Source organism: Aeromicrobium camelliae, from assembly GCF_003850045.1.
In the GTDB taxonomy this organism is placed as follows: Bacteria; Actinomycetota; Actinomycetes; order Propionibacteriales; family Nocardioidaceae; genus Aeromicrobium; species Aeromicrobium camelliae.
Genome location: NZ_RQJX01000001.1, coordinates 120,491 through 145,553 on the forward strand (window position 1 = coordinate 120,491; position 25,063 = coordinate 145,553).

General features: G+C 69.9%; 27 protein-coding genes. 18 read left to right on the top strand and 9 right to left on the bottom strand.

From position 1 onward, the window contains the following. Positions 1-56 precede the first annotated feature (56 nt). Positions 57-626, bottom strand: a complete 570-nt coding sequence (locus EHW97_RS00675; RefSeq protein ID WP_124235243.1) for a GNAT family N-acetyltransferase — start codon at positions 624-626, stop codon at positions 57-59. Between the two features lie 32 nt (positions 627-658). Next, on the bottom strand, positions 659-1,246 hold the full coding sequence (locus EHW97_RS00680) for a class I SAM-dependent methyltransferase (protein WP_124235244.1): 588 nt from the start codon (positions 1,244-1,246) through the stop codon (positions 659-661). Positions 1,247-1,412: 166 nt separating this feature from the next. Between EHW97_RS00680 and EHW97_RS00685 the strand changes: the two genes are divergently transcribed. Continuing rightward, complete coding sequence (locus tag EHW97_RS00685) at positions 1,413-2,312, top strand: ribonuclease Z (RefSeq protein WP_124235245.1); 900 nt, start codon at positions 1,413-1,415, stop codon at positions 2,310-2,312. 162 nt (positions 2,313-2,474) lie between these two features. On the opposite strand, the gene EHW97_RS00690 is transcribed toward EHW97_RS00685, so the two are convergent. The 3 genes from EHW97_RS00690 to EHW97_RS00700 all read right to left on the bottom strand — a co-directional run bounded on the left by EHW97_RS00690 (position 2,475) and on the right by EHW97_RS00700 (position 5,145). After that, complete coding sequence (locus EHW97_RS00690) at positions 2,475-2,930, bottom strand: NUDIX hydrolase (protein ID WP_124235246.1); 456 nt, start codon at positions 2,928-2,930, stop codon at positions 2,475-2,477. Continuing rightward, positions 2,927-3,712 carry a tRNA pseudouridine(38-40) synthase TruA gene (gene truA / locus EHW97_RS00695; protein ID WP_124235416.1) on the bottom strand — a complete coding sequence of 262 codons (786 nt, stop codon included), beginning with the start codon at positions 3,710-3,712 and terminating at the stop codon, positions 2,927-2,929. Before truA ends, EHW97_RS00690 begins: the two co-directional genes overlap by 4 nt. Positions 3,713-3,849: 137 nt before the next feature. Further along, on the bottom strand, positions 3,850-5,145 hold the full coding sequence (locus EHW97_RS00700; protein ID WP_243696245.1) for a citrate synthase: 1,296 nt from the start codon (positions 5,143-5,145) through the stop codon (positions 3,850-3,852). A 222-nt stretch (positions 5,146-5,367) separates the two neighbouring features. Here EHW97_RS00700 and rplM point away from each other — a divergent pair, with 222 nt between their 5' ends. From rplM to EHW97_RS00720, 4 genes are read left to right on the top strand one after another with little or no spacing between them, the layout of a single operon-like run. Further along, a complete protein-coding gene (rplM, locus tag EHW97_RS00705; RefSeq protein ID WP_124235248.1) occupies positions 5,368-5,811 on the top strand; it encodes a 50S ribosomal protein L13 in 444 nt (147 codons plus the stop codon). 20 nt (positions 5,812-5,831) lie between these two features. Continuing rightward, complete coding sequence (gene rpsI, locus EHW97_RS00710) at positions 5,832-6,329, top strand: 30S ribosomal protein S9 (protein WP_124235249.1); 498 nt, start codon at positions 5,832-5,834, stop codon at positions 6,327-6,329. Positions 6,330-6,336: 7 nt separating this feature from the next. Beyond that, a complete protein-coding gene (glmM, locus tag EHW97_RS00715) occupies positions 6,337-7,683 on the top strand; it encodes a phosphoglucosamine mutase (protein ID WP_124235250.1) in 1,347 nt (448 codons plus the stop codon). A 33-nt stretch (positions 7,684-7,716) separates the two neighbouring features. Then, complete coding sequence (locus EHW97_RS00720) at positions 7,717-8,706, top strand: GNAT family N-acetyltransferase (protein WP_124235251.1); 990 nt, start codon at positions 7,717-7,719, stop codon at positions 8,704-8,706. Between the two features lie 16 nt (positions 8,707-8,722). On the opposite strand, the gene EHW97_RS00725 is transcribed toward EHW97_RS00720, so the two are convergent. Both EHW97_RS00725 and coaA read right to left on the bottom strand, forming a co-directional pair. After that, on the bottom strand, positions 8,723-10,690 hold the full coding sequence (locus tag EHW97_RS00725) for an MFS transporter (protein WP_124235252.1): 1,968 nt from the start codon (positions 10,688-10,690) through the stop codon (positions 8,723-8,725). 154 nt (positions 10,691-10,844) lie between these two features. Next, the gene (gene coaA, locus EHW97_RS00730; protein ID WP_124235417.1) at positions 10,845-11,795 is read right to left on the bottom strand and encodes a type I pantothenate kinase; all 951 of its coding nucleotides are present in this window, start codon (positions 11,793-11,795) and stop codon (positions 10,845-10,847) included. Positions 11,796-11,841: 46 nt separating this feature from the next. Here coaA and glmS point away from each other — a divergent pair, with 46 nt between their 5' ends. The 12 genes from glmS to tsaD are packed head-to-tail and all read left to right on the top strand — an operon-like array spanning position 11,842 to position 22,608. Continuing rightward, the gene (glmS, locus tag EHW97_RS00735) at positions 11,842-13,686 is read left to right on the top strand and encodes a glutamine--fructose-6-phosphate transaminase (isomerizing) (RefSeq protein WP_124235253.1); all 1,845 of its coding nucleotides are present in this window, start codon (positions 11,842-11,844) and stop codon (positions 13,684-13,686) included. Between the two features lie 4 nt (positions 13,687-13,690). After that, positions 13,691-15,103 carry a bifunctional ADP-dependent NAD(P)H-hydrate dehydratase/NAD(P)H-hydrate epimerase gene (locus tag EHW97_RS00740; protein ID WP_124235254.1) on the top strand — a complete coding sequence of 471 codons (1,413 nt, stop codon included), beginning with the start codon at positions 13,691-13,693 and terminating at the stop codon, positions 15,101-15,103. Further along, positions 15,100-16,215: an alanine racemase gene (gene alr, locus EHW97_RS00745; protein ID WP_124235255.1), complete on the top strand. Its 1,116-nt coding sequence runs from the start codon at positions 15,100-15,102 to the stop codon at positions 16,213-16,215. The genes EHW97_RS00740 and alr overlap by 4 nt, the downstream gene beginning before the upstream one ends. Then, on the top strand, positions 16,212-17,186 hold the full coding sequence (locus tag EHW97_RS00750; protein ID WP_124235256.1) for an alpha/beta fold hydrolase: 975 nt from the start codon (positions 16,212-16,214) through the stop codon (positions 17,184-17,186). Before alr ends, EHW97_RS00750 begins: the two co-directional genes overlap by 4 nt. Next, positions 17,183-18,142 carry a tRNA (adenosine(37)-N6)-threonylcarbamoyltransferase complex ATPase subunit type 1 TsaE gene (tsaE, locus tag EHW97_RS00755; protein ID WP_243696246.1) on the top strand — a complete coding sequence of 320 codons (960 nt, stop codon included), beginning with the start codon at positions 17,183-17,185 and terminating at the stop codon, positions 18,140-18,142. Before EHW97_RS00750 ends, tsaE begins: the two co-directional genes overlap by 4 nt. 56 nt (positions 18,143-18,198) lie before the next feature. Further along, positions 18,199-18,819 carry a tRNA (adenosine(37)-N6)-threonylcarbamoyltransferase complex dimerization subunit type 1 TsaB gene (tsaB, locus tag EHW97_RS00760; RefSeq protein ID WP_124235257.1) on the top strand — a complete coding sequence of 207 codons (621 nt, stop codon included), beginning with the start codon at positions 18,199-18,201 and terminating at the stop codon, positions 18,817-18,819. Beyond that, complete coding sequence (rimI, locus tag EHW97_RS00765; RefSeq protein WP_124235258.1) at positions 18,816-19,247, top strand: ribosomal protein S18-alanine N-acetyltransferase; 432 nt, start codon at positions 18,816-18,818, stop codon at positions 19,245-19,247. Before tsaB ends, rimI begins: the two co-directional genes overlap by 4 nt. After that, positions 19,244-19,711 (top strand): DedA family protein, encoded by a 468-nt coding sequence (locus EHW97_RS00770; RefSeq protein ID WP_208001807.1) that lies wholly within the window; start codon positions 19,244-19,246, stop codon positions 19,709-19,711. Before rimI ends, EHW97_RS00770 begins: the two co-directional genes overlap by 4 nt. A gap of 30 nt (positions 19,712-19,741) precedes the next feature. Beyond that, positions 19,742-20,161 (top strand): DUF5709 domain-containing protein, encoded by a 420-nt coding sequence (locus tag EHW97_RS00775; RefSeq protein WP_124235259.1) that lies wholly within the window; start codon positions 19,742-19,744, stop codon positions 20,159-20,161. Next, positions 20,148-20,774, top strand: coding sequence for an HAD family hydrolase (locus tag EHW97_RS00780; RefSeq protein WP_124235260.1), 627 nt, complete (start codon positions 20,148-20,150; stop codon positions 20,772-20,774). Before EHW97_RS00775 ends, EHW97_RS00780 begins: the two co-directional genes overlap by 14 nt. 4 nt (positions 20,775-20,778) lie before the next feature. Further along, on the top strand, positions 20,779-21,537 hold the full coding sequence (locus EHW97_RS00785; protein ID WP_124235261.1) for a lysophospholipid acyltransferase family protein: 759 nt from the start codon (positions 20,779-20,781) through the stop codon (positions 21,535-21,537). A gap of 24 nt (positions 21,538-21,561) precedes the next feature. Further along, the gene (gene tsaD, locus EHW97_RS00790; protein ID WP_124235262.1) at positions 21,562-22,608 is read left to right on the top strand and encodes a tRNA (adenosine(37)-N6)-threonylcarbamoyltransferase complex transferase subunit TsaD; all 1,047 of its coding nucleotides are present in this window, start codon (positions 21,562-21,564) and stop codon (positions 22,606-22,608) included. Here tsaD and EHW97_RS00795 read toward each other — a convergent pair. Together EHW97_RS00795 and EHW97_RS00800 are read right to left on the bottom strand one after the other, a co-directional pair. Beyond that, a complete protein-coding gene (locus EHW97_RS00795; protein WP_124235263.1) occupies positions 22,561-23,298 on the bottom strand; it encodes a hypothetical protein in 738 nt (245 codons plus the stop codon). The two genes, tsaD and EHW97_RS00795, sit on opposite strands and share 48 nt — an antisense overlap. A gap of 75 nt (positions 23,299-23,373) precedes the next feature. Further along, on the bottom strand, positions 23,374-24,534 hold the full coding sequence (locus tag EHW97_RS00800) for a class I SAM-dependent methyltransferase (protein WP_208001808.1): 1,161 nt from the start codon (positions 24,532-24,534) through the stop codon (positions 23,374-23,376). Positions 24,535-24,742: 208 nt separating this feature from the next. On the opposite strand from EHW97_RS00800, the gene groES reads away from it, so the two are divergent. Then, the gene (gene groES / locus EHW97_RS00805) at positions 24,743-25,039 is read left to right on the top strand and encodes a co-chaperone GroES (protein WP_124235265.1); all 297 of its coding nucleotides are present in this window, start codon (positions 24,743-24,745) and stop codon (positions 25,037-25,039) included. Positions 25,040-25,063 lie beyond the last annotated feature (24 nt).

A 25,063-nucleotide genomic window follows, 5' to 3' on the forward strand; every position in this document is an offset into this window, starting at 1 on the left:
CTCGAAGGCCCCCGACACCGCTGGTGTCGGGGGCCTTCGGCGTTGCGGGTGCAGCGTCAGTCGAGGTGCAGGCGCATGAGCACGCGCGGGAATCCGTTGAGGACCGACGACGTGTCGGCGGCCTTGTGGAACCCGGCGCGTTCGAAGAGCCGTCGCGTACCCACGTAGGCCATGGTGAGGTCGACCTTCTGCCCTGCGTTGTCGACCGGGTATCCCTCGATCGCGGGCGCACCGCTCGCGCGGGCGTACGCCACCGCCCCCTCGAGCAGCTGATGGGAGATCCCGCGCCCGCGGAATCCCGGCCGGACGCGGAGGCACCACACCGACCAGACGTCGAGGTCGTCCACATGAGGGATCTTGCGGTTGGTAGCGAAGCTCGTGTCGCGGCGAGGGTGGACGGCGGCCCACCCGACGACGTCGCCCTCGTCGTACGCGAGCACGCCGGGTGGGCCCTCGCGCATCAGCTCGCGCACGTAGTCACCACGCGCGGTCCCGGTGAGTTCGCGGTTGAGCGAGTTGGGGATGCGATAACTCAGACACCAGCACACGTTGGCGTCCGGCCGTTTCGGGCCCACCATCGTGGCGAGGTCATCGAAAACCTCCGCCGGACGCACCTCGATCACCATGGTTCCACCATGGCGCTCAGCACCGACAGTGGCTAGGGGCGCCGGACCGACAGCACGCGGAAGCCTTTCTCACTGGCCTCACGGGTGGTGGGGTAGCCCTCGGACTCGAGCCAGCGGTGCAACGAGTCCGCGCCGAGATTCTTGCCCACCACGAGGCGGGCTTCGCCGCTCCCGCTGAGCCGGGGCAGCCAGGTCGACAGCAGCTCGTGCAGAGCCTGCTTGCCGATCCGGATCGGCGGATTCGACCAGATCGCGTCGAACGTGAGGTCGGGCGGCACCTCCTCAGGACGACACGCCGTGACGTCGAGGGCGTGGCGCTCGGCGTTGTAGCGAGTGAGTTCCAGGGCGCGGTCGTTGACGTCGACCGCCCAGGCCGTCAGTCCCTCCGCCGCGAGTGAGCACGCGATCGCGCCCCATCCGCAGCCCAGGTCGAGCACAGTGCCGGGGCTGAGCGGGGGAGTGCTGTGGCGCAGGAGGACGTCGGTGGCTTTGTCGAGGCCCTGGTGCGAGAACACCCCCGTCGCCGTGGTGTACGTGCGCTCCGTGCCCCAGACCGACACGGTGATGTCGCGGCGCCGTTCCGCCACGTTCGGGTCGGCGTCGAAGTAGTGATCGGCCACGGGTCCAGCCTACGGCGCACCCCGGCCCGCGCTTCCCCTCCCCGCGAGTGGCGCAAGATGGGGCTGATCGCGGGCCTAGCCGACCCATTCTGCGCCACTCGGCCCTCACTTTGCGCCACTCGCGGGCGGGCGAGCGGCGGCGGGCCGAGGGCGACAGACTCGTAGCATGCGTGAGTTCGTCGTCCTCGGGACCGCCTCCCAAGCGCCCACTCGCGAGCGCAACCACAACGGCTACGTGCTGTTGTGGGACGGGGAGGGCCTGCTGTTCGACCCGGGGGAGGGGACCCAGCGGCAGATGATCCGAGCAGGAGTCTCCGCGCACCAGATCCACCGCATCTGTCTGACGCACGTGCACGGCGACCACTGCTATGGCCTGCCCGGCGTGCTCTCACGGATGGCGCTCGACGGCGTCGACCATCCCGTGCACCTGCACTACCCCGCGACTGGCGAGGGGGTTGTGCGTGCCTTGGTCTCCGTCGCGTCGCCCGGCGTCGATCTTCGTCTGCACCCGCATGGCGTAGCGGGCGCCATCGCGCCAGGGCTGGAGGTGCATCCGTTGCACCACCGCGTCGAGACCTACGGGTACCAGCTCGCGGAACCGGCCGGACGCACGATGCTTCCAGGGAGGCTCGCCGCTAGCGGCATCTCGGGTGCAGACGTGGGGCGGTTGCAGCGCGAGGGGCGGCTCGGTGACGTCAGGCTGGAGGACGTCAGCGTGCACCGGCCTGGCCAGCGATTCGGCTTCGTGATGGACACCGCCTGGTGCGAGGGGGCCGAGCAGATCGCCGAGGGTGCCGATCTGCTCGTGACCGAGTCGACGTTCGCCGAGTCGGAGGCCGAGTTGGCCGTCGAGTACCGGCATCTCACCGCGCGGCAGGCCGGACGGCTGGCTGCCCGCGGCGGCGTGCGGCGGTTGGTGCTCACGCACTTCTCGGCGCGCTACCCCGATGCCGCGCCGCTGGGGGAGGAGGCACGCGCCGTGGCCGAGGATGCTGAGGTGCTCGTCGCGGAGGATCTGGATCGGATCGCCGTGCCGTCGCGGCGCCGGCTCGAAGCGGTCGACTGAGTCCTCTGCTCGTGTCGGCGAGTGGCGCAAAGTGACCACCGAGTGCCGCAGAATGGGTCAGATTATGCGCTGATCGTCCCCATTGTGCGCCACTCGGCGAGCACTGCGAACGAGACGAGCGCGACGGGAAGGGCGGCAGAACGCGGAGGCGGGCGAACGGGCTCAGCCGAGCTGCGCGCGCAGCCGGTCGAGGAGTGCGCGCTGGCCCGCCACGATGACCTCGGACGCGGTGTCGAGGTCGAACCACTCGACGCGATCGACCTCGGGGAACTGCTGCCTGGTGCCCGACCGAGGCGGCCACTCCATCTCGAACGTCCCCGGAGTGATCCTGGCCGGGTCGAGGTCTCCTTCCACAGCCCATGCCTCGACGAGCTTGCGCGACTGGCGCACCTCGCCGAGCGGAAGCCGTGTGCCGGTGGGGAGCGGCACGCCGAGTTCCTCCCCGAACTCGCGGCAGGCCGCCGCCCACGGATCTTCGTCAGGCTCGACCTCGCCCTTGGGGATCGACCACGCGCCCTCGTGCTTGCGCGACCAGAACGGACCACCCATGTGACCGAGCAGGACCTCGACATCGGGGCTGCGGCGGAACAGCAGGATGCCGGCGCTGCGGACGGTCATGGCTCGTCGCGCCGACGACGTGACTGCTGGACCCGCTCCGCGAGCTGGTCGTCGGCGGGGTAGCGGACCTCCTCGAGCACGAGGCCGTGCGCCGGCATGACCTTCACCCTCGGGTCCCGCTCACGTCCGGCGAGGATCTCGGCGGCGAACTCGGGCGGATACCGGCGCTCGCCCACGGCCACGAGGCACCCCATGAGCGACCGGACCATCGAGTGGCAGAACGCGTCCGCTCGCACCGTCGTCGCGAGGGTCTCGCCGCCGCGGATGGTGCGCAGGTCGAGGAGCGTGCGGACGGTCGTAGCCCCCTCGCGTCGCTTGCAGAACGCGGCGAAGTCGTGCTCGCCGAGCAGGTGCTGGGCGGCTTCGTTCATCAGGTCGATGTTCAGGGGCCGTGGATGCGCCACGATCATGCGTCGCGCGAGCGGATCAGGGCCCGCGGGGTGGTCCGTCATCCGGTAGATGTAGCGGCGTTCGAGTGCCGCGAACCGGGCGTCGAAGTGCTCGGGCGCGGCTGTGACCGACTTGATCCGGATGTCCTGCGGCACGATCCGGCGCAGGCGTCGTTCGAGCACGCCCGGATGAGAGTCGACGTCGACGTGAGCGACCTGCCCGCGAGCGTGAACGCCGGCGTCGGTGCGGCCCGCGCAGGTCACCTGCGGAGGCTCGGGGAGGCGCAGGACGGTCGCGAGCGCCGCCTCCAGCTCACCTTGCACCGTGCGTAGCCCCGGCTGGGTCGCCCATCCCCGAAAGTCGGTCCCGTCATAGGCGAGGTCGATCCGCATGCGCACCGCACCAGCCTAGCTTTCGCCGCTTCTGACGAGGTCACGGCGGCCGACCAACGACAACGGGGAGGATCGCGGTCAACTGCTGACCGCGATCTCCCCGTTGCGGGAAGTTTCTCTACTTCTCCTGGTAAACCTCAGCTCCAGCGCTGGGCGGCCGGGATGAAGTCGAGCTGGCGCTCGCCGGTGTAGATCTGCTTGGGGCGAGCGATCTTCTGCTCCGGGTCGTCGACGAGCTCCAGCCACTGGGCCAGCCAGCCCGCGGTGCGCGGGATGGCGAACAGCACCGTGAACATCTCCGGCGGGAACTGCAGCGCCTCGTAGATGAGACCCGAGTAGAAGTCGACGTTCGGGTAGAGCTTGCGCGACACGAAGTACTCGTCCTCGAGCGCGATCTTCTCGAGCTCCTGCGCGACCTCCAGGAGCGGATTGACGCCCGTGACCTCGAAGACGTCCTCGGTGGCCTTCTTGATGATCTTGGCCCGCGGATCATAGTTCTTGTAGACCCGGTGCCCGAAGCCCATCAGACGCTCGTCGCCGTTCTTGACGCCCTCGATGAAGGCCGGAACGTTGTCCTTCGTCTTGATGCGCTTGAGCATGCGCAGCACGGCTTCGTTGGCGCCGCCGTGCAGCGGGCCGTAGAGCGCCGCGATGCCCGCGCTGACCGCCGAGTACGGATCGACCTGGCTGGAACCGACCGAACGCACGGCGTTCGTGGAGCAGTTCTGCTCGTGGTCCGCGTGGAGGATGAACAGCACCTCGAGGGCCTTGCTGAGGCGCGGGTCCGGCTCGTACTTGGACTCGCTCATGCGGAAGAGCATCGAGAGGAAGTTCTCGGTGTACGTCAGATCGTTGTCCGGGTAGACGTACGGCTTGCCCTGCGCGTGGCGGAACGACCAGGCGCCGAGCGTCGGCATCTTGGCGATGAGCCGGACGATCTGCTCATGGCGGACCTGGGGGTCCTTGATGTTGCGGGCCTCGGGGTAGAACGTGGACAGGGCCCCCACGCTCGACAGCAGCATCCCCATCGGGTGCGCGTCGTAGCGGAAGCCCTGCATGAGCGATTTGAGGTTCTCGTGCACGAACGTGTGGAACGTGATCTCGTGCACCCACTGGTCATGCTGCTCCTTGGTGGGCAGTTCGCCGTGGATGAGCAGGTAGGCCACCTCGAGGAAGGTCGAGGACTCGGCCAGCTGCTCGATGGGGTAGCCGCGGTACTCGAGGATGCCGCGATCGCCGTCGATGTAGGTCACCGCGCTGCGGGTCGAGGCCGTGTTGGTGAAGCCGGGATCGTAGACGGCGAGTCCGGGCTCCTCACCGGTCTTGCCGATCTTGCCCACGTCGCTCGCGCGGATCGTGCCGTCGGTGATGTCGAGTTCGTACTCGTCGCCGGTACGGTTGTCGCGGACGGTCAGCGTCTGTTTCTGGGTCACGTTGGGTCTCCTGTGACGAAAGACGGTCGCGCTGCCCATGGTGGAGCAGCACCTCTAACCTAGTGGTCGTGCTCACATGATGCGATCGTGGGTCCATTTCCAGCACCCCGTTTTGACCGGGTTGGGGTCTGCCGGTTATTCTTGACTGTCGTGGTGCCCACGGCCGACGAGCCGGGCGCGCCCTCCATGAACCCAGTAACAGACAAGCGAGAAGGTCACGCCGTGCGCACGTACAGCCCGAAGCCTGCTGACATCGACCGTCGGTGGCACGTCATCGATGCCGAGGACGTCGTTCTCGGCCGTCTCGCCGTCCAGGCGGCGACGCTGCTGCGCGGCAAGCACAAGCCGACCTACGCGCCCCACGTCGACAATGGCGACTTCGTCATCATCGTCAACGCCGAGAAGGTCGCCCTGTCGGGCAACAAGCGCGGCGACAAGAACGTCTACCGTCACAGCGGGTACCCCGGTGGCCTCAAGCAGATCGCGTACGGCGACCTGCTCACCAAGGACGCCCGCAAGGCCATCGAGAAGTCGGTGCGCGGCATGCTCCCCAAGAACCGCCTGGGCCGTCAGCTCATGACGAAGCTGAAGGTCTACGCCGGCCCCGATCACCCGCATGCCGCCCAGAAGCCCCAGCCGTTCGAGATCACGCAGATCTCCCAGTAAGCGAGAAGAGCAGGTACATCGTGGCTGAGTCCACCACCGAAGAGGTCGAGTACACCACCAACGCCGAGGGCGTCGCCTACACCTCGGAGACCGTGGCGAGCGTCGGTTCGTCCGACAAGCCGTCCATCATCGCGCCCGCCGGCGCGACCGGTCGCCGCAAGGAGGCCGTTGCGCGCGTGCGCATCGTCCCGGGCACCGGCACCTGGACGGTCAACGGCAAGCCGCTCGAGGAGTACCTGCCCAACAAGCTGCACCAGCAGATCGCCAAGGAGGCCCTCGCGACGACGGGTCTCGAAGGCAGCTTCGACGTCATCGCCCGCGTCAGCGGCGGTGGCATGACCGGCCAGGCCGGCGCTCTGCGCCTGGGCGTGGCCCGTGCTCTCAACGCCGTCGACGTCGAGGCCAACCGCCCGACGTTGAAGAAGGCCGGCCTGCTGACCCGCGACGCGCGGATCAAGGAGCGCAAGAAGGCCGGTCTCAAGAAGGCCCGTAAGGCTCCGCAGTACAGCAAGCGCTGACCCGTCCGTGGGCCGAATTTTCGGTACCGACGGAGTTCGGGGCCTGGCGAACAGGGATCTGACCGCCGAACTCGCGGTCGATCTCTCCGTCGCTGCCGCCCACGTGCTGGGCGAGGCAGGAGCCTTCGCCGATCAACGGCCCACTGCGGTCGTCGCCCGCGATCCTCGCGCCTCGGGGGAGTTCCTCGAGGCCGCGGTGGTCGCGGGTTTGGCGTCCGCGGGGGTCGACGTCCACCGTCTCGGTGTCGTCCCGACGCCGGGTACGGCGTACCTCACCGCGCTGCTCGCGGCCGACATGGGCGTCATGATCTCGGCGAGCCACAACCCGATGCCCGACAACGGCATCAAGTTCCTCGCGCGCGGCGGGCAGAAGCTCGCCGACGAGATCGAGGAGGCCATCGAGCGCCGACTCGCCGAACCGTGGGACCGTCCGACCGGCGCGCACGTCGGCCGCGTCGGCGATAGCCACGCCGGGCTCGGTGCTTACGTCAAGCACCTGGCGGGCAGCGTCGAGGAGCGCCTCGAAGGACTCAAAGTCGTCCTCGACTGCGCGAACGGCGCGGCGGTCGAGGCCGCCCCGGAGGCGTTCCGCACCCTCGGCGCCGAGGTTGTCGCGATCCACGCGGAGCCCGACGGACTGAACATCAACGAGGGCTGCGGTTCCACCCATCCAGAGGACCTCCAACGGGCCGTCGTCGAGCTGGGCGCGGACGTCGGCTTCGCCTTCGACGGCGACGCCGACCGGTGCCTCGCGGTCGACGCGCAAGGCAATCTCGTCGACGGCGACCAGATCCTGGCGATCCTCGCGCTGCGCGCTCAACGCGACGGCCGGCTCGCCCACGACACCGTGGTCGCCACGGTGATGAGCAACCTCGGTCTCTCGCTCGCGTTGGACGCGGCCGGCCTCACCCTCGTGCGTACGTCCGTCGGTGATCGCTACGTGCTGGAAGCCATGCGCGCGGGCGGGTTCACCCTCGGTGGTGAACAGTCCGGTCATGTCATCATGAGCGACTTCGCGACGACGGGCGACGGCACGTTGACCGCGGTGCACCTCGCTGCCGAGATGGTGGTGTCGGGGCGCCCGATGAGCGACCTCGCCGCCGTCGTCACGCGTCTGCCGCAGGTCCTGGTCAACGTTGCCGACGTCGACAAGTCCCGCGCGGCCACCGACCCGGTGCTGCAGGGCGAGATCGCCGCGGCCACCGCCAAGCTCGGGGATACCGGCCGGGTGCTGTTGCGCCCGTCCGGCACGGAGCCGGTCGTCCGGGTGATGGTCGAGGCTCCGACGGAGTCGGAGGCGAACGAGGTGGCCGACCATCTCGCGGACGTCGTCCGCACCACGCTCGCTCTCTAACTTTCGGCGCCTCGGCGGCGATAGGCTCGCGCCGTGGTCATCATCACCGCGCTCGACGTCGCTGACGACGACGCCTACGCCGCCTTCCACGCGCTCTACGCCCGGTCGATCGATACAGAGCTGGACCCGCCGTGGGAGTTCCGTGAACTGCGGATGAAGCTCGCCGGCGACGAGTACGTGCAGTCGGTCGCGCTGGTGGCCGTCGACGGCGACGAGGCGGTCGGCGGTGCGTGGGCCGAACTGACGCTCAAGGACAACCTGCAGAACGCCTTCGCCACGATCTTCGTCGATCCCCAGCACCGCCGTCGCGGATTCGGTTCAGCGTTGTGGCGCGAGCTCGCCGTAGCGTTGCGCGACCAGGGCCGCACGGTCGTGGCGGGCGAGGCGGTCAAGCGCGTCGACGCCGTGGAGAGCGACAGCGAGCGGTTCGCCGAGACGCTCGGCTTCCACGTGGATCTCGTCAACGCCATCCGCGAGCTGCCACTGCCGGCCGACCCGCCGAAGGCGCCTGCACGGGACGGTTACCAGCTGGCGGCCTGGCGCGGTCTCGCGCCGGAGCAGTGGCGAGCGGAGTACGCCCACCTGCGCAGCCTCATCACCCAGGAAGCGCCGCTGGGGGAGGTCGCGTGGGAGAACGAGTTCTGGGACGCCGCCCGGCTCGAGCTCGAAGCGCGGCAGTGGCAGGAGAGCGGCCGCGTGGCACAGATCGTGGCGGCCGTCGCCCCGCACGGTGCGCTCGTCGGCCACACGCAGCTGATCGTGCCGGATGCGAGTGACGAGGTGTACCAGTGGGACACCCTCGTGCTTCCCGAACACCGCGGCCACGGACTGGGACTGAGCCTGAAAGCAGCCGCCATGCGCGAGGCCGCCGACCTGGTCGCGGGCCGGCGCCGCATCACGACATGGAACGCCGCGTCGAACGAGCCGATGATCGCCGTCAACGAGCGCCTCGGCTATCGACTCATCGGCTACGCCACGGAGTACGCGATCGACCTGTCGGACGCGTCACCCGCCGAGCGGTGAGACACCTGCTCGTCGACTACCGCTCGGGCAGGGGCTGGCGTGCGGGTGAGGCGGCGGCGATGTCGATGTCGACGACCTCGGAGTCGAGCGTCAGCAGGACCTTCCGGGCCCGCGCCTGGCCGGTGTGCGGATCGTATGCCGTGAGCACGTAACGGCCCGTCGGCGGAAGCTGGAAGACGTACCGCCCCTCGCCGTCGCAGCGGGTGGCGCCGACCTGCTTGCCCACCGCTTCGCTGAGCGCGACCAGGGCACCGGCGGCAGGCATCCCCTTGCGGGTCACGGTGCCGGACACGGTGAGCTCCTCCGAGAACGTCAGGTGCTGTTCGACCTCGCCGCCGGAGAACTCGAAGACCTCGGCGGCCGGTGCCCAGCCGACGGCGTTCGCGATGACGACGTAGGTGCCGGGGCCCGGAAGCACGACCGAGTACCGTCCGTCGTTGTCGGCCCGGCTCCAGTCGAGCTGTTCGCCGTGGGCGTCGAGCACCGAGACGAGGATCGTGCCACGGGCGCTGCCGTCCGCCCGGGCGAGCGTGATCCGGCCGCGGACCACGGCTTCCTGCTTCTCGCGACCCTGGGCCCGCGCGAGCTCCTGTTCCTGGTGGGTGCGACGGTCCCGCGGGATGAGCGTCGCGAGGCCGGTGCAGATACCGGCCGCGAGCGCGCCCAGCCACAGCACAGCGTGGAAGGCCTGCTGCGAAGCGAACGACATCCCGCCGGCCTCGATCGTGTAGGTCGCCATGATGGCCGCGACCACGGTGCTGGCCAGCGACGTGCCGATCGAGCGGACCAGGGAGTTCAGGCCGTTCGCGGACGCGGTCTCGGTGATCGGCACCGACGACATGATCAGCGTCGGCATCGCCGCGAACGCGAGCGCGGTGCCGATGCCGACCAGCGTCGAGCCGATCACGACCGCGGCCACCGAGTCGGCGTAGAAGACGCGACCGATGTACGTGAAGGCCATCAGGGCCGAGCCGACGAGCAGCACCAGCCGACCGCCGAAGCGCCCCAGCAGCCAGCCGGAGATGGGCGAGATGGCGACCATCGCGAGGCCCGACGGCACCATCGCCAGACCGGCCGACGTCACGTCGAGCCCGAACCCGACGCCGCTCTCGACGGGCTGCTGCAGCACCTGGACGGTGACGAGCATGTTCACGAACATCGCCATCCCCGCGAAGATCGAGGCGATGTTCGTGACGAGCACGGGGCGGCGAGCGCTCGTCCGCAGATCGACCATCGGCTGGTTGATCCGCAGTTCCACCGGGATCCACACGGCCAGCAGCGCCACCGACGAGGCCAGCAGCACGAGGACGACCGGCTCGCCCCATCCCCAGACACTGCCCTTCGAGATCGGCAGCAAGAGGCACACGAGCGCAGCAGAGAGCAGCAGGGCGCCGCCTACGTCGAAACGGCCGGGGGTGCGCACCGGGGACTCGTCGACGACGACCAGGAGCGATACGACGAGCGCCGCGCCGGCCACGGCGCCGAACCAGAAGATCGAGTGCCAGCCGAACACGTCGCTGAGCACGCCCGCCAGCGGGAGGCCGAGCGCCGAACCGATGCCCATCGTGGCGCTCATCAGCGCGACCGCCGTGCCGATGCGCTTGGGTGGCAGCTCATCGCGGAGGATGCTGATCCCCACGGCGATCAGCGACGCGCCGAAACCCTGCAGGGCCCGCCCGACGATCATGGTCAGGAAGGAGACCTCGAGGGCGCAGATGACCGAACCGAGGATCATCGCGCCGAGTGCGACCAGCAGCATGCGGCGTTTGCCGTACATGTCGGCCATCCGCGCGATGATCGGCGTACCCACCGCCGCGGTCAGCAGCGTCGCGGTGACGAGCCAGGACGAGTCCGAGGCGGAGATGTCGAGCAGCTCGGGGAATGCTGGCAGCAGCGGGATGACGAGCGTGAACTGCAGCGCAGAGACCATGCCGCACAAGGAGAGCACCAGGATCTTGAGCCAGGCTGGCGCACTGCGCGGCATATCGCTCCTTCGAGTCGGCGAAGTCGGTCGTCAGGGCCTGCTCCGAAGGGGACGGGCCTCGGAACGTCTGCGGCGCGCAGGGAGCGACAGCGCAGTCCGCCGCGGGGCGCAGGAAACCCACCCTAGCCGAGTGAGGACGAGGCGCCGCGCCCGCTCAGAGCTTGCGGAGACGAACCCACTTGACCGTGTGATCGGAGCCTTTGCGCAGCACGAGGTCGGCGCGGCCGCGGGTGCTGGCGATGTTCTCGCGCAGGTTCGGCCAGTTGATCGTGTGCCACAGTTCCTCAGCCCGGGCGACGGCCTGATCGTCGGTGAACGAGCTGTAGCGGTGGAAGTAGGAGGCCGGATCGGCGAACGCGGTCTCACGCAGCCGCAGGAAGCGTTCGATGTACCACCGGCGGATGTCCTTGCTCGAGGCGTCGACATAGATGCCGAAATCGAAGAAGTCGCTGATCGCAAGGCCCGGGCTGCCGTCTCCTCGTGCGCGTGCCGGTGCGAGGACGTTCAGGCCCTCGACGATGACGATGTCGGGCCGGCTGATGGTGACGACCTCGTCGGTGACGTCGTAGGTCAAGTGCGAATAGACCGGCGCCTCGACGTGGTCGGCGCCGCTCTTGACGCTCATGACGAAGCGCAGGAGTCGTTTGCGGTCGTAGGACTCCGGGAACCCCTTGCGGTCCAGGATGCCCCGCTTCTCGAGTTCGGCGTTCGGCAACAGGAAACCGTCGGTGGTCACGAGCGCCACGTTCGGATGTTCCTCGCGCTGCGCCAGCAGTTCACGCAGCAAGCGCGCGGTCGTGGATTTGCCGACCGCGACCGAGCCGGCCAGGCCGATGACGAACGGCACCTTGGTGGCCTGGGGATTGCCGAGGAAGCGTTCCGTCGCGCGGTAGAGCGTGTTGGCCATCCGCACGCGGAGGCTGATCAGCTGGGTGAGGGGGAGGTAGACCTGCCCCACCTCGTCGAGATCGAGCTCCTCGCCCAAGCCGCGGACGCGCGCGATCTCCGCCTCCGTCAGCGGCACAGGGGAGTCGTCGGCGAGCTCGGCCCAGGCAGACCGTTCCAGCTCGACGAACGGCGTCAGCTCGCGTGACATGGGGACCATTGTTGCGATCACGGCTCCTGACCTCGCACTGGGTACCCTGGAAGCTATGTGCGGAATCGTGGGATACGTGGGGACGCGCCCCGCCGTCGACGTCGTGATGGGTGGTTTGCGCCGCCTCGAGTACCGGGGGTACGACTCCGGCGGCGTCGCGCTCGTGACGGCCGAGGGCATCGCCAGCGCGAAGCGCGCGGGCAAGCTCGCCAATCTCGACGCCGTGCTGGCGGAGAAGCCGCTGCCGCACGCCACCACCGGGATCGGGCACACGCGCTGGGCGACCCATGGTGCGCCGAATGACGTCAACGCCCACCCGCACCTCGACGCGACCGGACGGATCGCAGTCGTACACAACGGCATCATCGAGAATTTCGCCCTGCTGCGCGAGGAGCTCGAGGCCGAGGGCTATGAGTTCCTCTCCGAGACCGACACCGAGACCGTCGCGCACCTCGTGCACCGTGCTCTGCAGGCCACGCCTGATCTCGGCGATGCGGTGCGCGAGGTCTGCCGCCGGCTCGAAGGCGCGTTCACGCTCGTGATCGCCGACGCCGACACACCCGACAAGGTGGTGGGCGCGCGCCGCAACTCCCCGCTCGTGGTCGGGCGCGGCGACGGCGAGAACTTCCTCGGCTCCGACGTCGCGGCGTTCATCGACTACACCAAGTCGGCCATCGAGCTCGGCCAGGACCAGGTCGTCGAGATCACCGCGGACGATGTCCGGGTCACCGACTTCCACGGCGTCCCGGTCGACACCAAGGAGTACACGGTCGACTGGGACGTGTCCGCCGCCGAGAAGGGCGGCTACGACTGGTTCATGGTCAAGGAGATCCACGAGCAGCCGCAGGCCATCGCCGACACGCTGCTGGGCCGCATCGGCTCCGACGGGCGCCTGCAGCTCGACGAGATGCGACTCTCCGACGGCGAGCTGCGCGAGGTCGACAAGATCATCGTCATCGCCTGCGGCACCTCGTACTACGCCGGCATGGTGGCCAAGTACGCGATCGAGCACTGGACCCGCATCCCGTGCGAGGTCGAGCTCGCCTCCGAGTTCCGCTACCGCGACCCGATCCTCGACCACACGACGCTCGTGGTGACGATCAGCCAGTCGGGCGAGACGATGGACACGCTCATGGCGATCCGGTACGCCCGCGAGCAGCGCGCCCGGGTGCTCTCGATCTGCAACACCAACGGCTCCACGATCCCGCGCGAGTCCGACGCCGTGATCTACACGCACGCCGGACCGGAGATCGCGGTCGCCTCGACCAAGGGCTTCCTCGCCCAGGTCGTCGCCTGCTATCTGCTCGCCCTCTACTTCGCCCAGGCCAAGGGAGTGAAGTACGGCGACGAGATCCGCTCGATCCTCGACGAGCTCGAGAAGATCCCCGCGGCGGTGCAGACCGTACTCGACCGCGGCGAGCAGGTGCGCAAGCTCGCCAACGACCTCTCCGACAGCCGCTCGATCATGTTCCTCGGCCGCCACGTGGGGTACCCGGTCGCGCTCGAAGGAGCGCTCAAGCTCAAGGAGCTCGCGTACCTGCACGCTGAGGGCTTCGCCGCCGGTGAGCTCAAGCACGGTCCCATCGCGGTGATCGAGGACGGCGTTCCGGTCTTCGTCGTCGTGCCGCCCAAGGCGCGCGACCAGTTGCAGGAGAAGATCCTGTCCAACATCCAGGAGGTGCGCGCTCGCGGTGCGCGCACGATCGTCCTGGTCGAGGAGGGCGACGACTCCGTCGTGGCCTACGCCGACGAGGTCATCCGGCTGCCGAAGGTGCCCACGCTGCTGCAGCCGCTGGTGGCGACCGTCCCGCTGCAGATCTTCGCGTGCGAGATCGCGACCCAGCTCGGTCACGACGTCGACCAGCCGCGCAACCTCGCCAAGTCGGTCACCGTCGAGTGACGGCATGCTGACCGCTCATCGGGTCGCCGACATCCGCGCTGCCGAGAAGGCTGCGGCGGCGTCCGCCGGGTGGGACGGCCTCATGCAACGCGCCGTCGCCGCCCTGACCGACGTCCTTGCCCGAGTCCTCCCCGAGGACGCCGTTCCGATCGTGCTCGTCGGTCCAGGCAACAACGGTGGCGACGCCCTGTTCGCTGCCGCCGCGTTGTGCCGTCGGGGGCGTCGCGTCGACGTCGCGCTGCTCGACCGCGGCCACGTCCATGAGGCGGGCCTCGCCGAGGCCCTCGCTTCGGGCGTCCGTGTAGTCGACGGACCCGTCGACCATGACCACGTCGTCGACGCCGTGTTCGGCATCGGTGCCCGCGCAGGGCTCGACGGGCGCGCCGCCGAGTGGGCCGGGTGGGTCGAGGGGCGACGACCGTTCGTCGTCGCGGTCGACGTGCCTTCCGGCATCGGCGTGGACGACGGCGTGCGACCGGGTCCGTCGATCCCCGCCGACGTGACGGTCACCTTCGGCACGGCGAAGGTCGGGTTGCTCGTCGGTCCGGGCGGACTGTCCAGCGGTCGCGTGCTGGTTCGTGACATCGGCCTCGCGCCGCACCTGAGCGCGCCTGCCGCCGAGGCGATCGAGGCCGGCGACGGACAGCGGTATCGGTCGATCGTTCCCGGTCCCGAGGCGCACAAGTACTCACGCGGCGTGGTCGGCATCGAGGCCGGCTCGCCGGCATACGCCGGAGCCGCGCATCTGTGCGTCGCCGGCGCCCAGGCCGGGCCGGCGGGCATGGTGCGGTTCGTGGGTGAACCCGACCTCGCGGCCCGCGTCGTCGACCGCGCTCCCGAGGTCGTGGCGGGCCGTGGCCGCGTCCAGGCATGGGTGGTAGGCCCCGGCGGCCAGGACAGTCCCGATCCGCTGATCTCGGCGCTCGCCGACGACGTCCCGGTGGTCGTCGACGCCTCCGCGCTCGCGCATCTGCCCGAACGGCTGCGGCCCGATGTCGTGCTGACCCCGCACGCGGGCGAGCTCGCGCGGCTGCTCGACGTCGAGCGTGCCGAGGTGGAGGCGGACCCGCTGCTGTCGGCGCGGCGCGTCGTGGAACGTTGGAACGCGACCGTGCTGCTCAAGGGCCCGCGCACGCTCGTCGTGTCGCCGGACGGGCGGGTGCGCGTCAATCTCTCAGGAACCTCCTGGCTCGGTACCGCCGGCGCAGGAGACGTGCTCGCCGGTTTCGTCGGATCGCTGCTGGCTTCCGGTCTCGACGCTCTCGAGGCCGCGTCGGTCGGCGCCTACCTGCACGGCGTCGCGGGAGCGCGGGCTGCGCGCGGCGGACCGTTCCCCGCCCACGTCGTCGCCGACGAGTTGCGCGGCGTGCTGCACGACTTCCTCGAGGGGACGCTCGACGACGAGGAGGCACGATGACACCGCAGGCTGAGCTCGTCGTCGACCTCGACGTCTACCGCCAGAACCTGGACGTCCTGCGTCGTTTGGCGCCCGGCGCCCAGCAGATGGCCGTGGTCAAGGCCAACGGCTACGGCCATGGCATGGTGCCGATGGCGCGGGCCGCGCGTGACGCGGGCGCCGAGTGGCTCGGCGTCGCCACCGCTGAAGAGGCCCTCGCGCTGCGATCCGCGGGGGACTCCGGGCCGGTGTTGTGCTGGCTCGCGGCGCCCGGCGCCCCGTTCGCCGAGTTGATCGACCAGGACATCGAGGTCACCGCCTCCTCGGCCGAACAGTTGGAGGAGATCCTCGCCGCGGCCCCACGACGGCCCCGCGTCCAACTCAAGGTCGACACCGGCCTGTCGCGCAACGGCGCCCGCTTCGGTCCGGACTGGACGGCGCTCGTGCATGCCGCGGCTCGTGCCCAGGCCCTCGGGCGCGTCGCGGTCACCGGCGTGTGGTCGCACTTCGCCTGTGCGGACGAGCCCGGGAACCCGGCGACCGACGAGCAGGAGAAGGTGTTCCGCTCCGCCGTCGACGAGCTGAGCGCGGCGGGTGTCGACCCGGGAACGCGCCATCTGTGCAACTCCGCCGGCGTCCTCACCCAGCCGAGTGCCCACCTCGATCTGGTGCGCGTCGGAATCGCCTCGTACGGCATCGCTCCGGACGCCGCCGTTCCGGTGCCCGGCGTCCGGCCGGTGCTGACCGCCCGGGCGCGGCTGGCCCACGTCAAGGACGTCGAGGCCGGAGCACGGGTCTCCTACGGCTACCGCTGGCAGGCCGAGCACGCGACGCGGCTCGGACTCGTGCCCGTCGGGTACGGCGAGGGCATTCACCGGACCGCCTCGAACCGCGCCGAGGTGGGGTTCGCGGGCGGGCGGCTCCCCGTGCGTGGAACGATCTGCATGGATCAGTTCGTCGTCGAACTCGGCGACGTGCCGGCACAGCGCGGTGACATCGTGACGCTGTTCGGCCCGGGTGATGACGGCGAACCGAGCGTCGAGGACTGGGCCGTCGCGGCCGGGACGATCGGCTACGAGATCGTCACGCGCCTTGCCGGCCGGTGGGCGCGCACCTACCGAGGAGAGCGATGAGCAAGTACGTCACCCGCGTGGCGGCCACTGCGGGGGCGTTTGCGGCGGCCGGCGCCGCGGCCACGCTCTTCAAGAACCGTTCCACGCAGCGCCGCCGACTGCGGCGGGCCGAGGAGATCCCCTTCGGCACCGTGCACGGCGAATCGCACGTCCTCGCCGCGCACGACGACGTCCCCCTGCACGTCGAGGTCGACGATGGCCCACCCCCCACGGTGGTCTTCCTCCATGGGTGGCTCTGTGACCTCGACACCTGGCACTACCAGCGCGTCGCGCTGCGCGGGGAGGCACGCCTCGTCTTCTGCGATCTGCGCTCGCACGGCCGCTCCGGCCGCACTGGACCGACCAACTCCAGTCTCGACGACCTCGCCGACGACCTCCTGACCGTCGTCGAGAGCCTCGTTCCCGAGGGCCCCATCCTCCTCGTGGGTCATTCCATGGGCGGCATGGCGGTCATGCGTTTCGCGGCCCGCCACCGTGCCGTGTTCGACGAGCGGGTCGCGGGCGTCGTCCTCATCGGCACGAGCGCGGGCAAGCTCATGCGCAAGAGCCCCGCGCTGCGGTACATCGCGGTCCTGATGAGGGCCACCACGCCGTTGCTGGACTGGGGCCGCCAGTTCAACAGCTATTCGATCATCAAGCGGTGGGCGCTCGGACCGAACGCCACGGAGACCGCCGCCGATCTCTCCAACGAGATGATCCTCCGAGCCCCGTCGCACGTCATCGCCGACTTCTATCCCAACTTCCTCGATCTGGACCTGGGGGAGGGGTTGGAGTCGATCTCGAAGGTGCCGACGGTCGTCGTGGGCGGAACGCGTGACGTCCTCACGCCGTTCTCGCACAGCCGCTGGCTCGCCGACCACATCGAGGGCGCCGAGCTCGTCATCATCAACGACGTCGGCCACATGATGATGTTCGAGGAGCCCGAGCAGGTGACGGAAGCGATCGAACGAGTGTTGAAGGAGGCCGTGTGACCGCGCTCGACGTCATCGAGGCGGGTCCGGAACACGCTGCGGCGATGGTGGAGGTCATCCATCGTTCGTTCGCCGCCCGCCCGCCGCTCGATCCGCCCACCACGGCCCTCGACGAGACGGTGGAGACCGTTGCGGAAGCGCTGCGCGCGTCCGGCGGGCTGCTGGCGCTGCGGCGAGAGCGGCCCATCGGCGCGATCCTGTTCGACGAGTCGCGTGCGGGCACCCTCGGTCTGCGCCGGGTGAGCGTTCACCCGCAGGGCCGTGACCGTGGCGTCGCGTCGGCGATGGTCGGCGTCGCCGAGGACATCGCCGAAGAACGCGGCAAGGACGGCATCTGGCTCGATGTGCGCGAGGAACTGCCGGACACCGTGCGGTTCTGGACGCGCAAGCTGTACCAGCCCGTCGGCAGGACCGGGACGATGATCCACATGGCGAAGACGCTCTGGCTGTCGCGCGAGGTCCCCGACGTCGACGCGATGCACGCGCTGGCCGACAAGCTCGCCACCTTGCTGCGAGCTGGGGACCTGCTGGTGCTGAGCGGTGATCTCGGCGCCGGTAAGACGACCTTCATCCAGGGTCTCGGTGAGGCGCTCGGAGTCCGTGGTCCCATCACCTCGCCCACGTTCGTCATCGCTCGCAATCACCCCTCGCTCCTCGGGGGTCCCGGGCTGGTTCACGTCGACGCTTACCGCCTGACCGACGCGGCCGAGATCGACGACATCGATCTCGACGCGACCACGGAGGAGTCGATCACGGTGGTCGAGTGGGGTGAGGGACGTGCCGAGCAGCTCGCCGACAGCTGGCTGTCAGTGACGATCGAGGCGCGAGAGGCTGACGACTCCGATCCGCTCGGTACGGCGGTGGGCGTGAAGTCGCCCGACATGAGGGTCGTGACGATCCGGCCGCACGGCCCGCGGTGGGTGGGCGTTCCGCTTCGCTCCACCCTGCTGTCCTGACGGCGGGCTCCTCCCGTCGTCGCCGAGCCGTCGAGGGGCGAAGCTAGGCTTGAGGCGTGCTGCTGCTCGCGTTCGACACCGCCACTCCCGCCATCACCGTCGCGGTGCACGACGGAACCGACGTGGTCGGCGAAGCGGAGGGACGTGGTGCCATGGCGCACGGCGAGCTTCTCGCCGCGCAGATCAAGAGCGCGCTCGACTCGGCGGGTGCGTCGATGCGCGACGTCACCGATGTTGCGGTCGGTGTCGGGCCCGGCCCGTTCACCGGGCTGCGTGTCGGCGTCGTGACCGCCTTGACGCTGGGACAGACGCTCGGTGCCCGCATCCACGGCGTGTGCTCGCTCGACATCCTCGCGGCCGACGTCGCCGGTATGGACGAGTTCGTCGTGGCCACCGACGCCCGCCGCAAGGAGGTCTACTGGGCCCGTTACCGCGAGGGTCGGCGGATCAGCGGCCCGGCGGTCGACCGGCCGGCCGTCGTCGCTGAGCTCGGCCTTCCGGTGCTCGGAAGAGGCGCGGAGCTGTATGCCGAGGTGCTCACCCGCGCGGACGGACCGCTCGATCCCTCCGCTGCCGCGCTGGCGCGGCTCGTCGCGAGCGGTGACGCGGCCGAATTGCCACTCGAGCCCCTCTACCTGCGGCGACCGGACGCCACCCCGCAGCCGAGCACGGCATGACCGTCAGGCCCGCCGTCCCCGCTGACCTCCCGTCGCTCGTCGCGCTCGAAGCGGCGTGCTTCGCGGCCGAGGCGTGGAGCGAGTCGCAGGTGAGGGAGGAGCTGACCGGCGGGCGGACCGTGCTCGCGCTCGACACGGAGTCCGCGCTCGCCGGTTACGCCTCCGTCTCGGTGGTGGCCGAAGATGCCGAGTTGTTGCGCATCGCGGTGGACCCCGGACAGCGTCGCGCCGGCTTCGGCCGATCACTGCTCGATGCCGCCCTCGACGCGGCGCAGCACCGCGGAGCTGCGCGCATGCTGCTGGAGGTCGATGCCGAGAACGTCGCGGCGATCGGCTTGTACGAGTCGCGCGGGTTCGCCACCCTCGCGCGGCGACGCGGGTACTACCGCGGGCGTGACGCACTCGTGATGGAACGCCTGCTGCCATGAGCGGCGTCATCGAACAGATGCAGTCCTGGCCCTGGTTCTGGGCCTGGCTGGGGTTCTTTGTGGTCGCTGTCCTGCGCGCGGGAGGCACGTACCTGATCGGCCGGGGCGTCACCGCCGGTCTCGTGCAGTGGCGCCGTCCCAACGAGCGTGTGCTCGCGATGATGGACCGTGTCGGCCGCTGGGGCCCGCCAGCCGTCACGGTGAGCTTCCTGACCGTCGGCGTGCAGACGGCGGTCAACCTCGCGGCGGGACTCATCGCGATGCCCTGGCCGCGCTACCTGATGGGGCTGATCCCCGGCGCCGCCCTCTGGGCCTCGATCTGGTCGACGATCGGGATGGCGGCGTTCATGGCGGCCCTCGCCGGACTGCGCGGCGAACCGTTGGTGCTCGTCGCACTCGCCGCCGGGATCCTCATCGTCGCGACGCTGATGTGGCGTTCGCGACGTCGTGCTCACTCGAGTTGAGATCACTCCCGATCGTGGCAGGGTGAAGACATGAGCACCGGACGCGACGACATCCCCGCCGACCCGCAGTACCCCAGCCAGGAGCCGGACTCGACGCTGATCGACCGTGGCGTCGACGACCCGCTCGACGAGGGCTTCGTGGCACCGGAGAAGTGGTCGGCCGGCGAGGGGTACGGCACGACGGCCGAGGAACAGCGCGAGGGGGAGTCGTTCGAGCAGCGCCTGAGCCAGGAGATCCCCGAGCCCGACCCGTACGAGCAGGCAGCCGTCGAGGAGGAGAACCTCGACGACGGCGAGGTCGGCTCCGAGCGTGCGGGCCGCTTGGCAGAGCCCAACGGCGGCATCGGTGAGGACACCGAGGGTGCCCTGGTGGGCGACGACGTGGGCATCGACGCCGGCGCGGCGAGCGCCGAGGAGGCCGCCGTCCACACCATCGATGACGAGGAGTGACAGCGCGCTCGTCGTCGGTTTCGACCTGGACATGACCCTGGTCGACTCCCGCGCGGGCATCAAGGCCGTCTACGACGAACTCTCCGCACGCACCGGTGTGACCATCGACTCCGATCTCGTGGTCTCGCGGCTCGGTCCTCCCTTGGAGACCGAACTGGCGCACTGGTACGAACCGGCTGATGTCCCTGCCGCTGCTGCCCTCTATCGCTCGATCTACCCCGATCTGGCGATCGACCGGGTGGCGACCCTGCCCGGGGCCCAGGACGCACTCGCGGCGGTGGCGGCGGTGGGCAGGGCCGTGGTCATCACGGCGAAGGCCGAGCAGAACGCCCGGCGACACGTCGAGCATCTCGGGCTGCCCGCCGACGACGTCGTCGGCGACGTGTGGCGGGCTCAGAAGGGCGAGGTGCTGCGGCGCATCGGTGCGGCGGCGTACGTGGGGGACCACGTCCACGACATGGACGCCGCACGACTCGCCAACGTCCCGGGCATCGGTGTCGCGACCGGCCCGTGTGACGCCGAGGCTCTCGAGGCCGCCGGTGCGAGCGTCGTGCTGCCGAGCCTCGCGGCCTTCCGCGACTGGTTCAGTGAACACCTGTTAGCTGTAGAGTGAACGAATGCGCGACCTCACGTATCCGCCGGTCATCGTCACGGCCAAGACGCTGTTCAAGCTCTTGGGGATGCGATTCCAGATGTCCGGCACCGAGCACATCCCTCGCAGCGGCGGTGCGGTGCTCGCGGCGAACCACGTCGGCTACGTGGACTTCGTCTTCGATGGGCTGGCAGCCCAGCCGAGCGGGCGTCTCGTGCGCTTCATGGCGAAGAAGGAGGCGTTCGAGCACCCGGTCTCCGGGCCGCTGATGCGCTCGTTCCACCACATCTCGGTCGACCGCGAGAACGGCGAGGACTCCTTCCGCCAGGCGGTCGACTACGCCCGGTCCGGCGAGATCGTCGGCATCTTCCCCGAAGCGACGATCAGCCGCTCGATGGAGATCAAGGAACTCAAGACCGGCGCCGTGCGCATCGCCGCGGAGGCCGGCGTCCCGTTGATCCCCATGGTCACCTGGGGCACGCAACTGCTGAAGACCAAAGACCACCCCAGTGATCTGTGGGGGAGGGGCAAGACCATCGCCCTGCACGTGGGCGAGCCGCTCATGGTCACGGGGGCCGACCCGGTGGCGGAGACCGAGCAGTTGCACGCGGCCATGAGCGCGTTGCTGGACAAGGCGATCACCGAGTACCCCATCGCGCCCGAAGGGCAGTGGTGGGCGCCGGCCCGTCATGGCGGACTCGCGCCGACGCCCGAGGAGGCCGCGCGGCTCGACGCAGAGGAGAAGGCGGCGCGAGCCGCGCGTCGCTCCGCTCCCGAGGCCTGACCCGGCTGCTGGCAGAATGGACCGATGAGCGAACCGCTGGTCCTGGGTATCGAGTCCTCGTGCGACGAGACCGGTGTCGGCATCGTGCGCGGCACCACCGTCCTCGCGCACGCCGTCGCCTCCAGCGTCGATGAGCACGTCCGCTTCGGCGGCGTGGTTCCTGAGGTCGCCAGCCGCGCGCACCTCGAGGCGATGGTCCCCACCCTCGAGCAGGCCTACGCCCAGGCGGGCGTCGACGTCAGCGAGGTCGACGCGATCGCCGTGACGTGCGGGCCAGGGCTGACCGGCGCGCTGCTCGTCGGCGTCGCCGCGGCCAAGGCTCTCGCCCTCGCCCACGACAAGCCGCTCTACGGCGTCAACCATCTCGCCGCCCACGTGGCCGTCGACCAGCTCGAGCACGGCCGCTTCGGAGAGCGGGTCGTGGCGCTGCTCGTCAGCGGCGGCCACACCGAGCTGCTGCTCGTCGACGACATCGCCACCGACATCACACTGCTCGGTTCCACCATCGACGACGCCGCCGGCGAGGCGTTCGACAAGGTCGCGCGTCTGCTCGGACTCCCGTACCCCGGCGGCCCGCAGATCGATCGGGCGGCGCGCGAGGGTGACCCGACGGCCGTCGACTTCCCGCGCGGTCTCACCACGGGCCGCGACGTCGAGCGCTACCGGTGGGACTTCTCCTTCTCCGGGCTCAAGAGCGCCGTCGCTCGCCATGTCCAGCACGAGCAGCGCATGGGACGGGAGGTCTCGGTGCCCGACATCGCCGCGTCCTTCCAGGACTCCGTGTGCGACGTCCTGAGCAAGAAGGCCATCGCGGCGTGCGTGGCCCACGACGTGCCCCGTCTCGTCCTCGGCGGCGGTGTGGCGGCCAATCAGCGGCTGCGGCACTTCATCCTCGAACGGGCCGAGGCGGCCGGTGTCGAGGTGCGCATCCCACCGCCCTCGCTGTGCACGGACAACGGCGCGATGGTCGCCGCCCTGGGCGCGGAGCTCGTCGCGCGCGGCGTCGCTCCGTCGTCGCTGGACCTACCGGTCGACTCCGGGATGCCGGTCACGCAGATCGTCGCCGCCTGAGGCTGGCGCGAGCAGACGGTCGAGCATCGCTTCGGCCGAGACGCCCTGTTCTGCAGCAAGTGTCCGCAGCCGCCTCGAGCGCGCAGCGTCGAGAGTGAGCGGAGCCTCGATCGGGTCGCGACGTTCCTCGCGGCCACCGAAGACGCGCAGGGCGATCAGCGTCAGGCTCCCGAGCGTGTCCAGGATGGCCAGGACTCCGAGGATCCTCATCACGCCGTCGCCGAACTCGCCGTTGCTCAGCACGAGCATGGTGATGAGCGCGGCCAGCGCGACCGCGACCGCCGCCGTGGCGATGAGGAGCCAGTCCAGCCGGCGCCGGGCCTTGCTGCTCAGCCCGCCCAGGAGGCTGAGCTGGGTCAGCGTCAGCGCCCACGTCACGGAGATGCCGTAGACGTCCCACCAGGCCTCCTGGCCCGAGACGTTCAGCCAGATCATCGCGAGGGACATCAGCACCGGGACGACGGTCACCGCTGCTGCGAGCGCACCGACCGGCCACCACCGACTGGAGGCGGAGGTCAGATGACAGAGGGCCGCCAGGGAGGCGAGCCCGACGACAAGCGTCGTCAGCAGGATGTCGGCTTCGAACGAGCCGAAGGGCCCGGGGCTCAGCAGCGCGTAGATGCCGAACGCCGCTGCCACGGAGAATGCGCCGATGACCAGCCAGGCGACGATCCGGCGCAGGGATTCCATGAGCCGAAGCATGGCATAGCCGCGACCTGCCGCCGGCCAAGCGGCCGCGGCGGCTGTGCCCGTCACCGAAAGGCCTCATCGCGCGCAGGGGCGGACCCAGAAGACGCGGCCGGCACCGTCGACGCGCGTGAGTACGAGGGTGGCCGGGACGGAACCGCGTGCTTTCAGCCGAGCGACCAACTGCTCGGGAATGATGTCGACCCCGCGTTTCTTGATGGTCAGTGTGCCGAGGTCGCGCTCGCGCAACGCCGACCGCAAGGCCTTCTCGCGGAACGGCAGCTCCTCGACGACCTCGAACCAGCGGCCGAGCTCCCCCTCGGGCGCGGTGTCGGTCGTGAGGTAGGCGATGTGCGGATCGAGCAGCGTCCCCCCGAGATCCTCGGCGAGCTCGGCCACGAGTCCCGCCCGGATCACCGCGTCGTCGGGCTCGACGAGGTAGCGACGCGGGGCACCGGTCACCGGGACCGTGCCGCGAGCTGTGAGCGTCGCGCCAGACGGGAGCGCCGTCGCCCTCCGTTCCACCTGCGCGAGCGGCTTTCCCCACAGACAGGCCTCGACGAGCGAGCCGCCGTCGCTCACCCACTCGGCTTCGACGCCCTCGGGGACCGCGTCGTGGGCGATCCCCGGCATGAGCTTGGCGACGGCAGGTCCGTCGAGCAGCGCGGCCACCCAGTCCCACGGCGGGACGAGACCATCCAGAGTCGTGACGCGACCCCGCCCGTCGCGGCGCGCGGGGTCGACGAACACGACCTCGTCGGAGCGAGGTGTGATGGTCATCGCGTCCGCTTCGACGACGTCGCCGGGAAGCCCGAGCGCCGCGAGATTGGCTCGGGCGATGGCCGCGCGGACGGGATCGAGTTCCACGCCGCGCACCTGGAGTCCGGCGCGGGCGCAGGCGATGAGGTCGCCACCGATGCCGCACCCCAGGTCGAGGACGGCGCGGACTCCGGACGCGACGAGGCGCGCGGCGCGGTGCCGGGCGACGGCGCCTCGGGTGGACTGCTCCAGGGCGTCGTGGGTGAAGTAGAGGTGCGCGGCGTCGGGCCCGAACTTGGCGGTCGCTCGTCCGCGCAGATGGCATTGGGTGACCGCCGCGGCCACCAGGGCCGCGTCGTACCGCTCGCGCAGGCGGCTTCCGAGCGCGAGGTCGGATTCAATCCCCGCCCGCGCTTGCACGTCGGCTAGCAGTTCCTGCCCCTCGGGCGACAGGAGGCGGTCGAAGGTCGCGCGGTCCACCCCGCCATTGTGCCGGGGAGTCACGCGCCAAAAGGGCGAGGCGTTCTTTAGCACTCCCTTGGGGCGAGTGCCAGGGTTTTGCTATCGTGCTGGTTAGCACTCCGGTTCGCCGAGTGCCAGCTTCATCGGTGGCCTCGACCCCCGCGACGGCGCGGCCACCGCCATACCTGAATTCGTAGCAGTAACCGTCGAAAGGGGAGGTCGACCAGTGTCGGTCACCATCAAGCCGCTCGAGGATCGGGTCGTCGTCAAGGCGCTCGAGGCCGAGCAGACCACCGCGTCCGGTCTCGTGATCCCGGACACCGCCAAGGAGAAGCCTCAGGAGGGCGAAGTCGTGGCCGTCGGCCCCGGCCGCTTCAACGAGGACGGCGACGACCGCATCCCGGTCGACGTCAAGGTCGGCGACAAGGTCATCTTCAGCAAGTACGGCGGAACCGAGGTCAAGTACGGCGGCGAGGAGTTCCTCATCCTCTCCGCTCGCGACATCCTCGCGATCGTCTCGTGATGTCCCGCCCCGGCGCCGTGTTGG

Coding starts and splice junctions, on each gene's coding strand:
- EHW97_RS00675 (WP_124235243.1), bottom strand. CDS start 626: ATGGTGATCGAGGTGCGTCCGGCGGAGGTTTTCGATGACCTCGCCACG.
- EHW97_RS00685 (WP_124235245.1), top strand. CDS start 1,413: ATGCGTGAGTTCGTCGTCCTCGGGACCGCCTCCCAAGCGCCCACTCGC.
- EHW97_RS00690 (WP_124235246.1), bottom strand. CDS start 2,930: ATGACCGTCCGCAGCGCCGGCATCCTGCTGTTCCGCCGCAGCCCCGAT.
- truA (WP_124235416.1), bottom strand. CDS start 3,712: ATGCGGATCGACCTCGCCTATGACGGGACCGACTTTCGGGGATGGGCG.
- EHW97_RS00725 (WP_124235252.1), bottom strand. CDS start 10,690: ATGCCGCGCAGTGCGCCAGCCTGGCTCAAGATCCTGGTGCTCTCCTTG.
- coaA (WP_124235417.1), bottom strand. CDS start 11,795: ATGGTCCCCATGTCACGCGAGCTGACGCCGTTCGTCGAGCTGGAACGG.
- glmS (WP_124235253.1), top strand. CDS start 11,842: ATGTGCGGAATCGTGGGATACGTGGGGACGCGCCCCGCCGTCGACGTC.
- EHW97_RS00740 (WP_124235254.1), top strand. CDS start 13,691: ATGCTGACCGCTCATCGGGTCGCCGACATCCGCGCTGCCGAGAAGGCT.
- alr (WP_124235255.1), top strand. CDS start 15,100: ATGACACCGCAGGCTGAGCTCGTCGTCGACCTCGACGTCTACCGCCAG.
- EHW97_RS00750 (WP_124235256.1), top strand. CDS start 16,212: ATGAGCAAGTACGTCACCCGCGTGGCGGCCACTGCGGGGGCGTTTGCG.
- rimI (WP_124235258.1), top strand. CDS start 18,816: ATGACCGTCAGGCCCGCCGTCCCCGCTGACCTCCCGTCGCTCGTCGCG.
- EHW97_RS00770 (WP_208001807.1), top strand. CDS start 19,244: ATGAGCGGCGTCATCGAACAGATGCAGTCCTGGCCCTGGTTCTGGGCC.
- EHW97_RS00775 (WP_124235259.1), top strand. CDS start 19,742: ATGAGCACCGGACGCGACGACATCCCCGCCGACCCGCAGTACCCCAGC.
- EHW97_RS00780 (WP_124235260.1), top strand. CDS start 20,148: ATGACGAGGAGTGACAGCGCGCTCGTCGTCGGTTTCGACCTGGACATG.
- EHW97_RS00785 (WP_124235261.1), top strand. CDS start 20,779: ATGCGCGACCTCACGTATCCGCCGGTCATCGTCACGGCCAAGACGCTG.
- tsaD (WP_124235262.1), top strand. CDS start 21,562: ATGAGCGAACCGCTGGTCCTGGGTATCGAGTCCTCGTGCGACGAGACC.
- EHW97_RS00795 (WP_124235263.1), bottom strand. CDS start 23,298: ATGGAATCCCTGCGCCGGATCGTCGCCTGGCTGGTCATCGGCGCATTC.